The following is an 11,988-nucleotide window of genomic DNA, read 5'->3' on the forward strand; positions in this document are numbered from 1 at the left end:
CACATGACGGCATTTCTGGGCATCGACAGCTCGTTGACCGGGCGGCGGTGGATCGGACCGCCCGCCGATCTGGAACGGCTGGCCGAAGGACTGGCCCAGCAGGCGGCCCTGCCCCTGCCGGTGGCCCGCGTGCTGGCCGAACGCGGCGTGCCGCCCGCCGAGGCGGCCGGGTTCCTGGCGCCCAAGCTGCGCGACCTGCTGCCCGACCCGCTGACCCTGCGCGACATGGACGTCGCCGCCGAACGGCTGGTCGATGCCGCCGTCAACGGCCAGCGCATCGCGATCTTTGCCGATTACGATGTCGACGGCGGATCGTCGGCCGCCCTGCTGATCGACTGGCTGCACCAGCACGGGCGCCAGGCGACGCTTTATATCCCCGACCGGATCGATGAGGGTTACGGCCCCAACGTCCCCGCCATGACCGCGCTGGCGGCGGCGCACGACCTGATCGTCTGCGTCGACTGCGGGACGCTGTCGCATGACGCGCTGGCCGCCGCCGCGGGCTGCGACGTGATCGTCCTGGACCACCACCTGGGCGGAGAGACCCTGCCCCCCGCGCTGGCCGTCGTGAACCCCAACCGCATGGACGAGGACGGCGCCCTGGGCCATCTGTGCGCTGCGGGCGTGGTGTTCCTGACGCTGGTGCAGGCCGGTCGCGTGCTGCGCCAGCGGGGCCTGCCGCAGCCCGACCTGATGGCGATGCTGGATCTGGTCGCGCTGGCCACGGTCGCCGATGTCGCGCCGCTGGTCGGCGTCAACCGCGCGTTTGTCCGCCAGGGGCTGGCCGTGATGGCGCGCAGGCAGCGGGCGGGTCTGGTCGCGCTGTCCGACATCGCCCGGCTGGACGGCGCGCCAAGCGCGTTCCACCTGGGCTTCCTACTGGGTCCGCGCATCAATGCGGGCGGGCGCGTGGGTCGCGCCGATCTGGGCGCGCTGTGCCTGTCCTGCCGCGACGCCTCGCAGGCCGATCAGCTGGCCCGTCAGCTGGACGCGCTGAACAGCGACCGCCGCGCGATCGAGGCCGCCGTCCGCCTTGAGGCCCTGTCCCAGGCCGAGGCGCGGGGCGATGCGCGCCTGTCCTGGGCCGCGGGCGCGGGCTGGCATCCGGGCGTGGTCGGCATCGTCGCCGCCCGCGTCAAGGAGGCGACCGATCTGCCATCCGTGGTGATCGGTGTCGATCACGGCATCGGCAAGGGCAGCGCCCGGTCGGTCCCCGGCGTCGATCTGGGCCGTGCGATCCAGCGTCTTGCGCATGAGGGTCTGCTGCTGAAGGGCGGCGGGCACACCATGGCCGCAGGCCTGACCGTCGAGGAGGCAAAGATCCCCGCCGCGATGGACCGCTTGGCCGAGCTGATCGCCCGCGATCTGGCGGGCCGCACCGGGTCGGGCGACCTGCGCATTTCGGGCCTCCTGGAGCCGTCGGGTGCCACCGCGCCCATGTACCGCATGCTGGAGGATGCCGGTCCCTTCGGGCAGGCCGCCCCCGCGCCGCGCTTTGCGTTTTCCGACCAGCTGATCGACAGCGCCGCGACCATGGGCGACCGCCACCTGCGCCTGCAGTTCCGCAGCCCCGGCAGCCCCCCGATGGAGGCCGTGGCCTGGGGCGCGATGGACGGCCCGCTTGGTCCCGGCCTGATCGGCGCCAAGGGGCGGCGGTTCCACCTGGCCGGCAAGCTGGAGCTGTCGACCTGGGGCGGGCGGGAACGCCTGCGCCTTCGCCTGGACGATGCGGCACCCGCGACCGGCAACCTTTGACCCCGCCGGGGGTTCTGGTCACGACCGGACGCGGCCGCTAACCTGCCGCGACAGCGCGAAGGAGACCCCATGAAACTGACCTGGCTTGGCCATTCCGGCTTTCGTCTGCAGATCGAACAGGCCGTGATCCTGATCGACCCCTGGTTCAGCGGAAACCCCGTCTTTCCCGACGACCGGCGCGCCGAGGCCATCGACGGCGCCACGCATATCCTGATCACCCACGGCCATGGCGATCATACCGGCGACACGCTGGCCCTGGCCAAGGAGCTGAAGATCCCCGTCGTGGGCATCTTCGACCTGATCGGCCATTGGGAAAAGACCGACAAGATCGAGGGCATCGGCTTCAACAAGGGCGGCACGGTCGATCTGGGCGGCGCGCAGGTGACGATGGTCAACGCGACGCATTCCAGCTCGATCAGCGGGCCGGACGGTCCTGTCTATGCGGGCCACGAATCGGGTTACATGATCGCGGGCGACGGGCATGTGATCTATGTCTCGGGCGACACCGACATCATGGCCGACATGGAATGGATGGGCGACCTGCACAAGCCAGACATCGGCATCCTGTGCGCGGGCGGGCATTTCACCATGGACATGTCGCGCGCGGCCTATGCGGCCAAGCGCTATTTCGACTTTAAGACCGTGATCCCTTGCCATTACAAGACCTTCCCCCTGCTGGAACAGTCGGCGCAGGTGCTGATCGACGCCCTGCCCGGCGTCGACGTGATCGAACCCAAGGTGATGGAGGCCATCGCGCTGTGAGCTTTCAGACCTTCGATGACCCGGCGGGCGGTGGCGATCATGCCGCCCGCCTGACCGCCCTCCGCCAGTTGATGGCCCGCGAACAGCTGGACGCGGTCATCGTGCCGCGGGCCGATGTGCATCAGGGCGAATACGTGGCCGATGCCGACGCCCGACTGGCCTGGCTGACCGGGTTCACCGGCAGCGCAGGATTCGCGATCGTGACGGCTGACCAAGCGGGCGTCTTCATCGACGGCCGCTATCGCGTGCAGGTGCGCAGCCAGATCGACCTTGGTCATTTCACCCCGGTGCCCTGGCCCGAGACGCGTCCCTCCGCCTGGCTGGCCGAGGCCTTGCCCCAAGGCGGGCGCGTGGGTTTCGACCCTTGGCTGCACACCCGCAAGGAGATCGCCGGGATGGAGGGCGCGCTGACCGACACCGGCATCGCCCTGATCGCGCTGGACCACAATCCGGTCGACGCTATCTGGCCCGACCGCCCCGCCCCGCCCGTGGGCCCTGCCCGCATCCACCCCGACGCCATCGCCGGAGAGAGCGCGGCACAGAAACGCACCCGCCTGGCCACCGATCTCAAGGCGCAGGGCCAAGCAGCGGCGCTACTGACGCTGCCCGATTCGATATCCTGGCTGCTGAACATCCGCGGCAGCGACCTGCCCAAGAACCCGGTGGTGCAATCCTTTGCGGTGCTGTCGGACAGCGGCGATCTGGCGCTGTTCGCGGACCCGGCCAAGTTCGACGCCGACCTGCGCGCGCATCTGGGCAATCATGTCCACATCCTGCCGCATGACGCGCTGTCCGCGGCGCTGACCGACCTCGAAGGCCCCGTGCGCCTCGATCCCGGCTCCGCGCCCGAGGCCGCGTTCCGCATCCTGGAGACCGCGGGCACCACCGTCGTCGCAGGCCCCGACCCCGCCGTCCTGCCCAAGGCTCGCAAGAACGCGGCAGAGCTTTCGGGCATGCGCAGCGCCCATCACCGTGACGGGGTGGCCATGGTGCGCCTGCTGGCATGGCTTGACCGTCAGGACCCCGCCGCCCTGTCCGAGATCGACGTGGTCCGCCAACTGGAGGGGCTGCGCCGTGATCTGGGCATCCTCGACATCAGCTTCGACACGATCATGGGCGCCGGTCCGAACGGCGCCATCGTCCATTACCGCGTGACCGAAGCGACCAACCGTCGGTTGGCTGCGGGCGACCTGCTGCTGATCGATTCCGGCGGCCAATACGCCGACGGCACCACCGACATCACCCGCACCGTGCCCCTGGGCGATCCGCGCCCGGACGCGGTCGGGCCGTTCACCGCGGTGCTGCGCGGCATGATCGCCCTGTCGCGGGCGCGCTTTCCGACCGGCGTGACCGGGGGGCATCTGGACGCCCTGGCGCGTCAGTTCCTGTGGTCGCAGGGTCTGGACTACGATCACGGCACCGGCCACGGCGTCGGCGCGGCACTTTGCGTGCATGAAGGCCCGGCGCGGATCAGCCGCGTCAGCGACGTGCCGCTGGAAACCGGCATGATCCTGTCGAACGAGCCCGGCTACTATCGCGAAGGCAGCTTCGGCATCCGGATCGAGAATCTGATCGTCGTGACCCAGGCCGATGCCGAACCGGGCCGTCAGATGCTGGGCTTCGACACGCTGACGCTGTGCCCCATCGACCGCCGCCTGATCGACCGCGCCGCGCTGTCGGCCGACGATGTCGCCTGGCTGGACGCCTATCACGCCCAGGTTCGGATCAGCCTGTCGCCCGATCTTCAGGGGCAGGATCTGGACTGGCTGACGGCGGCGACCGAACCGCTCGGCCAAGTGTGACATCCGGGGGGTGCGGGGGGCAGGCAGCCCCCCGCGCCGCCGCGGGACGCAAACCTCACAACAGCGACAGGATGCGCGCCGCCTCTTCCCTGCACGGTGCCAGCGCGCCGCGATCCTCGCCTGGATGGAACCGCGCGCGGACGGCGGTCGGCATGGGCGCCGGCGAATCGATCAGCACCCGCGGGCCGGTCTGCACCGTCTCGGCCTGCCAGCTGCGCGCCAACGCGATCTGCGCGGCCTTGGACGCGCCGTAGGCGCCAAAGAACTTCTGCCCGCCCCGCGCATCGTCAAAGAACAGCGCCGTTCCCCGGCGCTGGCGCAGCAGCGGCTCCAGCATGGCGATCAGGCCGCGGGCGACCTCGACATTGACCAGCATCGACTTGGACCAGTCGCGCCCCTCGATATGGGGCGCCGGCGACATCGGCGCCGCATGAACCGCGCAATGCGCCCAGAGGTCCAGGCCGCCCCACCGGCCGGTGATGGCCTGCACCATCTGCTTCATCGCCTCCGGCTCGGTCACGTCCATCGGCGCCAATGTCGCCTGGCCGCCCACCGCGCGGATGCGGTCGTCCAGCTCCTCCAGCGCGCCCACGGTCCGCGCCACCGCCAGCACGTGATAGCCCTGCGCCGCCAGCCCCTCGGCCAGCGCCGCCCCCAGCCCCCGAGAGGCCCCCGTCACCAGCGCCAGCCGGGCCGCGCCTGTCTGTTCGATCTCGCTCATGTCCGGTCCCTTGCCACCGCGCGTCCCCCCGCGCAACCACGAAAAAGGGGCCCCCGAAGGGACCCCCATGCCTGATCTGTCAGGACGCTCAGCGCGCCTTCAGGTCCACATAGTCGCGGCGGTCGCTGCCGACATACAGCTGGCGCGGACGGCCGATCTTGTTCTGCGGATCGCCGATCATCTCTTTCCACTGCGCGATCCAGCCCACCGTGCGCGACAGCGCGAAGATCGGCGTGAACATCGACGTGGGGAAGCCCATCGCCTCCAGGATGATGCCCGAATAGAAATCGACGTTGGGGTACAGCTTCTTCTCGATGAAGTACTCGTCCTCCAGCGCGATCTTCTCCAACTCCTTGGCGACCTGCAGCGTCGGGTTGTCGCCCACGCCCAGCAGGTCCAGGACCTCGTCGGCCGATTCCTTCATGACCGTCGCGCGCGGGTCGAAGTTCTTGTAGACCCGATGGCCGAACCCCATCAGCTTGAACGGGTCGGACTTGTCCTTCGCCTTGGCGATGTATTCCGGGATCCGGTCGACGGTGCCGATCTCGCGCAGCATCTCCAGGCAGGCCTGGTTGGCGCCGCCATGGGCGGGGCCCCACAGGCAGGCGATGCCCGCCGCGATGCACGCAAACGGGTTCGCCCCCGACGATCCCGCCAAGCGCACGGTCGAGGTCGACGCGTTCTGCTCGTGATCCGCATGCAGGGTGAAGATGCGGTCCATGGCGCGGGCCAGGGCCGGGTTCACCTCGTATTTCTCGGCCGGGACCGAGAAGCACATGTTCAGGAAGTTCGACGCGTAATCCAGGTCGTTCTGCGGATAGACGAAGGGCTGGCCGATCGAATATTTATAGGCCATCGCCGCGATCGTGGGCAGCTTGGCGATCAGGCGGATCGCCGCGACCTCGCGCTGCCACTCGTCGTTCACGTCGGTCGAGTCGTGATAGAAGGCCGACATGGCGCCCACGACGCCGACCATGGTCGCCATCGGATGCGCGTCGCGACGGAAGCCGCGGAAGAAGTTGTGCATCTGCTCATGCACCATCGTGTGGCGCGTGACGCGGGCGCGGAAATCGTCCATCTGCGCCTCGGTCGGCAGCTCGCCGTACAGCAGCAGATAGCAGACCTCCAGATAGCAGGACTTGGCGGCCAGCTGCTCGATCGGATAGCCGCGATACCACAGCTCGCCCTTGTCCCCGTCGATGAAGGTGATCGTCGAATCGCAGCTGGCGGTCGAGGTGAAGCCGGGGTCATAGGTGAACACGTCCGCCTGGCCATACAGCTTGCGGATGTCCAGAACGTCCGGGCCCTTGGTGGGCGACAGGATGGGCAGTTCATAGTCCTGCCCGTTCAGGTGCAGTTTAGCGGTCTTGTCGGCCATGCAAAGGCGTCCTTCCGGCTAAGGCCGGGCGGTCCGTCGCGTAAACCCGTCAGACAGCCCTGGCATGTGAGGGCAGGCTTCAGCCTGCCAAATCGGTCTGGTCCTGCAGCCGGGCCAGCGTTTCGTCGCGGCCAAGCGCAGTCATCATGTCGAACACACTGGGGGTGGCGCTCGTTCCGGCCAGGGCGGCGCGCAGCGGTGCCGCGATCTTGCCCAGTCCGACACCGTTTTCCGTGGCAACCTGCTGGGCCGCCTCCTCCAGATCGTCTCGGGTCCAGCTAGCATTCTGCACCGCAGCAGTCAATGATTTCAGCATACCACGGGATACCGTATCCAGGTTGCGCGCCGCCTTCTCCTCGACCGTGACGGGGCGTTCGATCATTGCAAACCGCGCCTGGTCCAGCAGTCCCGGCAGCGTTTTCGCCTTTTCCTTCAATGCGCCCATCGCTGTCAGGATGCGGCTGCGCTGCGTGTCGGTCAGCGCAGGCGCGCCGGTTTCCGACAGGTAATCCTGCAGCGCGGCCAGCACCTGATCGTCCGGCATCCGCCCGATATGGTGGCCGCTGACATGCTCCAGCTTCTTGAAGTCCAGGCGCGCGGGCGCGCGTCCGATCCCCTCCAGCCCGAACCACTCGCGGGCCTGGGCATCGTCGAACAGCTCGTCGTCGCCATGGCTCCAGCCAAGCCGCGCCAGATAGTTGCGCATCGCCGCCGGCGGATAGCCAAGCGCCGCAAATTCGTGCAGCCCCACCGCGCCGTGACGCTTGGACAGCTTCTTTCCGTCCTCTCCGTGGATCAGCGGGATATGGGCATAGGTCGGGCGCGGCCAGCCCATCGCGTCGATGATCTGGATCTGGCGCGCGGTGTTGGTCAGGTGGTCGTCGCCCCGGATCACGTGGGTCACGCCCATGTCGTGATCGTCCACCACCACGGCCAGCATATAGGTGGGCGTCCCGTCGCTGCGCAGCAGCACCATGTCGTCCAGCTGGTCGTTGGCGACGCGCACCGCGCCCTGCACCTGATCGTCGATCACCGTCTCTCCGTTGCGCGGCGCCTTGAGGCGGATCGCATAGGGCGCGTCGGGCAGGTCGGTCGCATCGCGCCACGGGCTGAGGAAGGGCTGGCGCGGTTTCGCCTCGCGCCAGGCCGCGATCTCGTCGGTGGTGGAGAAGCACTTGTAGGCCGTGCCCTGGTCCAGCATCTGGCGGGCGACTTCGGCGTGGCGGTCCTTGCGTTCGAACTGGCTGACGGGTTCGCCGTCCCAGTCCAGGCCCAGCCATGTCAGGCCCTTCAGGATCGCCGCGGTGGCCTCGGGGGTTGACCGGGCGCGGTCCGTATCCTCGATCCGCAACAGGAACTTGCCGCCCCGCCCCCGCGCGAACAGCCAGTTGAACAGCGCCGTCCGGGCGCCGCCCACATGCAGGTATCCGGTGGGAGAGGGGGCGAAACGGGTAACGATCTGGGTCATGGCGGCCTTCGGGCAGGGTCTGGCGCGGCACGGCGTTAACGCTTTGGTAAGCATCCCCGTGCCATCTTGCGGCCAAGTGATAGTCACCGGGTCGCGAAAGGACAAGGATGTTGCCCCAATCGGGGGCGGTCGCGCCCCCCCTGCCCCAGACCGCACCCCGCCCCGTGGCCGCCGCGCGCCCCGCCGCGGCGCTGCGCGCGGGACTGTTTCCCTGGGTGCCGGTCTGCCTGTCCGCCGGGATCGGGCTGTGGTTCCTGCATCCGACGCTGTTCGGCGCGGCCCATTGGACGGTGATGGCCTGCCTGCTGGCGCTGTCGCTGACCATCGCCCGCCACGCGCCCCTCTGGGCCGACCGAGGCCGGATCGGCTGGCCTCAGGCCGATGCCGTCCATCTGGCCGCACTGGCGCTGTCCTTCGTGATCGCCGGCACCGGCCTGATCGCGTTCCGCGCCGCGCATGTCGCGGCCCCGGTCTTGGAATGGCGCTATTACGGCCCGGTCGAGGGGCGGGTGATCCAGATCGACCGGTCGGGGCGCGACCGGATGCGCCTGACGCTGGACGGCGTCGTGCTGCATGACCTGTCGCCCGACCGCACGCCCGCGCGGGTGCGCCTGTCGCTGATGGGCGACGACGTGTTGCCGCCCCTGGGCCAGCGCGTGATGCTGACCGGGCATCTGGGCCCGCCCCCGGCGCCGTCGTCTCCGGGCAGCTTCGATTTTCGGATGTTCGCATGGTTCGACGGCCTGGGCGCCGTCGGCTATTCGCGCACGCCGATCATGGCCGTGGCGCCGCCGCAGGGGGGCGTGTGGTGGGCGCACCGGGCGCGCATGTCGATCAGCGCCGCGATCCAGGACCGCGTCGGCGGACAGGCCGGCGCGGTGGCCTCGGCCCTGATGACCGGCGACCGCTCCGGCATCGCCGAGGAGACGAACGAGGTGATGCGCGCCTCGAACCTCTACCACATCATCTCGATCTCGGGGCTGCACATGGGAATGCTGGCGGCCTTCGTCTATGGCGCGATGCGCATGGTCCTGGTGGGGGTGCAGGGCGCGGGGATCGGCCTGGCGCGACCGATGCACAAATGGGCGGCCGGCATCGCGCTGGCGGCGGCGGCCGCCTATCTGTGGCTGTCCGGCGGCGGGGTCGCGACCGAACGGTCGTTCATCATGGTCGCCGTCATGCTGGGCGCGATCATCGCCGACAGGCGGGCAATTTCCCTGCGCACGGTCGCCCTGGCCGCGACCATCGTGCTGATCTACTCGCCCGAGGCCGTCGTCAGCGCCGGCTTCCAGATGAGCTTTGCCGCCACCGTGGCCCTGATCCTGGTCTATGGCCCCTGGGCGCGGGTGTCCCCGCGCCTGCCATGGTGGCTGCGCCCGGTGGCGATGCTGATCGTGTCGTCGCTGATCGCCGCCGTGGCGACATCGCCCATCGCCGCGGCGCATTTCAACCGCATGGCGCAATACGGTCTGCTGGCGAACCTGCTGGCGGTGCCGGTCATGGGCACGCTGGTGATGCCCGCGGGCGTCATCGGCGCCGTCCTGGCCTTGGTCGGGCTGGAGGCGCCGGCCCTGTGGGTCATGGGCATCGGCACGGAATGGATGCTGTGGGTCGCGCGATTCGTGGCCGATCTGGGCGGGGCGGTGACCGGTGTGGCCAAGCCGCCCGCCGCCGTGGTGCCGCTGATGGGCTTTGGCGCTGTGCTGGGCATCCTCTGCTGGCGCCCCGCGGCGCGGCGTGGGGTGCTGACGCAGGCAGGCTTCGTGCTGGCGATGACGCTGCTGATCGCCGCCGCCGCGCTGTGGATGACTGCCCGCCGCCCGCTGCTGCTGATCGCGCCGGAGGGTGAGGCCGTGGGCCTGATGACCCCCGAGGGCCGCGCCATCTCGAAGCCCTCTGGCGGCGCCTTCGTCGTCTCGACCTGGCTGCAGGAGGACGGCGACATGGCCGACCAGGAAACCGCCGCCGCCCGCCCGGCCTGGACCGGCGACCGCCGCGACCGGCTGACGGCCCTGTCCGGTGGCTGGCAGGTCTGGCACCTGACCGGAAAGGGGTCGGGGGCCCGCGCCGCCGCCGCCTGTCGTCCCGACCGCATCGTGGTCGCGACCGAACCCGTCGACGTCGACGGCACGCCACGGTGCCTGCTGCTGGACCCGACACGCCTCCGCCGCAGCGGCGCCGTCGCGATCCGCATGACCGCGGATGGACCGCAGGTTACCACGGGTCAACCGATGCGGCTGTCGCGATAGCACGGGCCCGCGGCCCGGGGCGCGATCGCCGCGCACGGTCGTCCGGACAAGTTCTTACGACCCGCAGGCGACCCCCGCGCCATGCGCAACCGCCGACAGGGTCGTTGTCAGGCCCGCGTCAGTCGCGCGACCAGATGCCGCGTCACCGGGGCCACCACCAGCACCGCGGGAAAGGCCACCGCCCAGCTGGACAGCCAGTTCCCCAGCCACAGCCCCGCGACCCCGTCGGACAGACCCACCGCCCGGACCGTGGCGATCCCCGACACCAGCGACGACATCAGCCCCGACAGGAAGAAGCCGAACAGGATCGGGGCATAGCGTGCGGGTATCATCTGGCGATCGTTCCGAAACCCATCCCCGCCCCTCGCTCAGGCCAGCTCGGCAAAGACCTTGCCCAAGGCCTTGTCCAGCTTCTCGAACATCTCGTCCATCTGCGCGGGCGTCAGGATGAAGGGCGGGCACAGCACGATCGACTGCCCCAGGGGACGACAGATCAGGCCCATGTCGGTGCACGTGTTGGCAATCCGCTCGCTGACCGACAGATGCCCCTCGAAGGGCGTCTTGGTCGCCTTGTCGCGCACCGCCTCCAGCGCCCACATGAAGCCCACGCCGCGATATTCGCCGATATTCGGGTTCTGCGCCAGCTGCCGCAGCCCGTCCTCGAAGCGCGGAGCCAGGTCGATGACGTTCTGCGCCAGCCCCTCGTTCATCACCACGTCGATGGCCTTCAGCGCGATCGCGCAGCCCACCGGGTGGCCCGACGCGGTGAAACCGTGCGGGAACTCCTCGATCTTGTCGATGGCGGCCTGCAGGCGGTCGGTCAGTTCCGGCCCCAGGATCACCGCGCCCATCGGGAACAGCCCCGCCGTCAGGTTCTTGGAGCTGATGATCGCGTCGGGGACGAAATCATAGGTCACCGACCCCCAGGTGTTGCCCGTACGTCCGAACCCGGTGATCACCTCGTCCGCGATCATCGGGATGCCGTGCTTTTTCAGCACCGGCAGGATTGCCTGGAAATACCCCTCGGACGGCGGAATGACCCCGCCCGCGCCCTGCACGGGTTCCGCGAAAAAGCCCGCGATGGTGTCCGCGCCCTCGCGCTGGATCGTCTCGTCCAGCTCGCGCGCCAGGCGCTGCGTGAACGCCGCCTCGGTCTCTCCCTCCTCTCCGAAACGCCAGTAATGCGGGCAGGTCAGATGGATGAAGCCCGGCAGAGGCAGGCCGAACACCTCGTTATAGGGCTTGCCCGTCATGCTGGCCGACACCGCGGTCACGCCGTGATAGGCGTTCCAGCGCGTCAGGATCTTGCGCTTTTGCGGATTGCCCTCGCTGGCATGCATGAACCACAGCATCTTGACCATGGTGTCGTTCGCCTCGGAGCCCGAGTTCGTGTAGAACACCTTGCCACGCGAAAACGGCGACACCTCGACCAGCTTCTCGGACAGCATCACGGTCTGGTCGGACATCCGCCCGAAGAACGCGTGATAGCCCGGAAAGCGGTCGTACTGATCCTTGGCGGCCTGGGCCAGGCCCTTGTGGTCAAAGCCCGCGACCATGTTCCACAGGCCCGAATTGGCATCCAGATAGCGGTTGCCGTTCACGTCGACGACATAGGGGCCCTCGCCATGGGTCAGGACGACGGCGCCGCGCTTGTGGACGCTTGGCAGGTCGGTGAAGCCGTACAGCGAGTATTCGTCGGCGCGTGCTTCCCAGCTTTGCGGGGTGGTCATGGTCGGTCTCCTTGCCGGATCTTGGGGGCAGGCTAGCCGGGCGCCGGGCGGCGTTCAATGGGGGACGCTTGTGCAGATCGTGCAACCGGGGCACAGTTCGCCCGAACCGCCGGAGGAGCCCCC

9 protein-coding genes are annotated in these 11,988 nt (G+C 69.1%); 4 read left to right on the top strand and 5 right to left on the bottom strand.

Annotated elements, in window-relative coordinates; genetic code table 11:
• Window positions 1-3 precede the first annotated feature (3 nt).
• The 3 genes from recJ to LZ686_RS07190 all read left to right on the top strand — a co-directional run bounded on the left by recJ (window position 4) and on the right by LZ686_RS07190 (window position 4,319).
• Window positions 4-1,755, top strand: coding sequence for a single-stranded-DNA-specific exonuclease RecJ (recJ, locus tag LZ686_RS07180; protein ID WP_349547384.1), 1,752 nt, complete (start codon window positions 4-6; stop codon window positions 1,753-1,755).
• 69 nt (window positions 1,756-1,824) lie between these two features.
• Window positions 1,825-2,517 (top strand): metal-dependent hydrolase, encoded by a 693-nt coding sequence (locus tag LZ686_RS07185; RefSeq protein ID WP_295165868.1) that lies wholly within the window; start codon window positions 1,825-1,827, stop codon window positions 2,515-2,517.
• Window positions 2,514-4,319, top strand: coding sequence for an aminopeptidase P family protein (locus tag LZ686_RS07190; protein WP_349547385.1), 1,806 nt, complete (start codon window positions 2,514-2,516; stop codon window positions 4,317-4,319). The genes LZ686_RS07185 and LZ686_RS07190 overlap by 4 nt, the downstream gene beginning before the upstream one ends.
• A 55-nt stretch (window positions 4,320-4,374) precedes the next feature.
• Here the strand turns inward: LZ686_RS07190 and LZ686_RS07195 are convergent, their stop codons facing one another.
• The 3 genes from LZ686_RS07195 to gltX form a co-directional block, all read right to left on the bottom strand.
• Complete coding sequence (locus LZ686_RS07195; protein WP_349547386.1) at window positions 4,375-5,040, bottom strand: SDR family NAD(P)-dependent oxidoreductase; 666 nt, start codon at window positions 5,038-5,040, stop codon at window positions 4,375-4,377.
• A gap of 88 nt (window positions 5,041-5,128) precedes the next feature.
• Entirely contained in the window at window positions 5,129-6,418 is a 1,290-nt protein-coding gene (locus LZ686_RS07200; RefSeq protein WP_349547387.1) for a citrate synthase, read from the bottom strand.
• Between the two features lie 79 nt (window positions 6,419-6,497).
• Window positions 6,498-7,886: a glutamate--tRNA ligase gene (gene gltX, locus LZ686_RS07205; RefSeq protein WP_349547388.1), complete on the bottom strand. Its 1,389-nt coding sequence runs from the start codon at window positions 7,884-7,886 to the stop codon at window positions 6,498-6,500.
• 107 nt (window positions 7,887-7,993) lie between these two features.
• On the opposite strand from gltX, the gene LZ686_RS07210 reads away from it, so the two are divergent.
• On the top strand, window positions 7,994-10,135 hold the full coding sequence (locus tag LZ686_RS07210; protein ID WP_349547389.1) for a ComEC/Rec2 family competence protein: 2,142 nt from the start codon (window positions 7,994-7,996) through the stop codon (window positions 10,133-10,135).
• A 107-nt stretch (window positions 10,136-10,242) separates the two neighbouring features.
• Here LZ686_RS07210 and LZ686_RS07215 read toward each other — a convergent pair whose 3' ends face one another.
• Together LZ686_RS07215 and LZ686_RS07220 are read right to left on the bottom strand one after the other, a co-directional pair.
• On the bottom strand, window positions 10,243-10,467 hold the full coding sequence (locus tag LZ686_RS07215; protein ID WP_046000050.1) for a DUF2798 domain-containing protein: 225 nt from the start codon (window positions 10,465-10,467) through the stop codon (window positions 10,243-10,245).
• Window positions 10,468-10,503: 36 nt separating this feature from the next.
• Window positions 10,504-11,865: an aminotransferase gene (locus LZ686_RS07220; protein ID WP_045981777.1), complete on the bottom strand. Its 1,362-nt coding sequence runs from the start codon at window positions 11,863-11,865 to the stop codon at window positions 10,504-10,506.
• Window positions 11,866-11,988: the final 123 nt, after the last annotated feature.

This window comes from Paracoccus sp. NFXS7 (genome assembly GCF_040148865.1).
GTDB lineage: Bacteria > Pseudomonadota > Alphaproteobacteria > Rhodobacterales > Rhodobacteraceae > Paracoccus > Paracoccus marcusii.

Excerpts from the sequence above, each read along its gene's own strand:
- recJ (WP_349547384.1), top strand. The coding sequence starts at position 4 with ATGACGGCATTTCTGGGCATCGACAGCTCGTTGACCGGGCGGCGGTGG.
- LZ686_RS07185 (WP_295165868.1), top strand. The coding sequence starts at position 1,825 with ATGAAACTGACCTGGCTTGGCCATTCCGGCTTTCGTCTGCAGATCGAA.
- LZ686_RS07195 (WP_349547386.1), bottom strand. The coding sequence starts at position 5,040 with ATGAGCGAGATCGAACAGACAGGCGCGGCCCGGCTGGCGCTGGTGACG.
- LZ686_RS07200 (WP_349547387.1), bottom strand. The coding sequence starts at position 6,418 with ATGGCCGACAAGACCGCTAAACTGCACCTGAACGGGCAGGACTATGAA.
- gltX (WP_349547388.1), bottom strand. The coding sequence starts at position 7,886 with ATGACCCAGATCGTTACCCGTTTCGCCCCCTCTCCCACCGGATACCTG.
- LZ686_RS07210 (WP_349547389.1), top strand. The coding sequence starts at position 7,994 with ATGTTGCCCCAATCGGGGGCGGTCGCGCCCCCCCTGCCCCAGACCGCA.
- LZ686_RS07215 (WP_046000050.1), bottom strand. The coding sequence starts at position 10,467 with ATGATACCCGCACGCTATGCCCCGATCCTGTTCGGCTTCTTCCTGTCG.
- LZ686_RS07220 (WP_045981777.1), bottom strand. The coding sequence starts at position 11,865 with ATGACCACCCCGCAAAGCTGGGAAGCACGCGCCGACGAATACTCGCTG.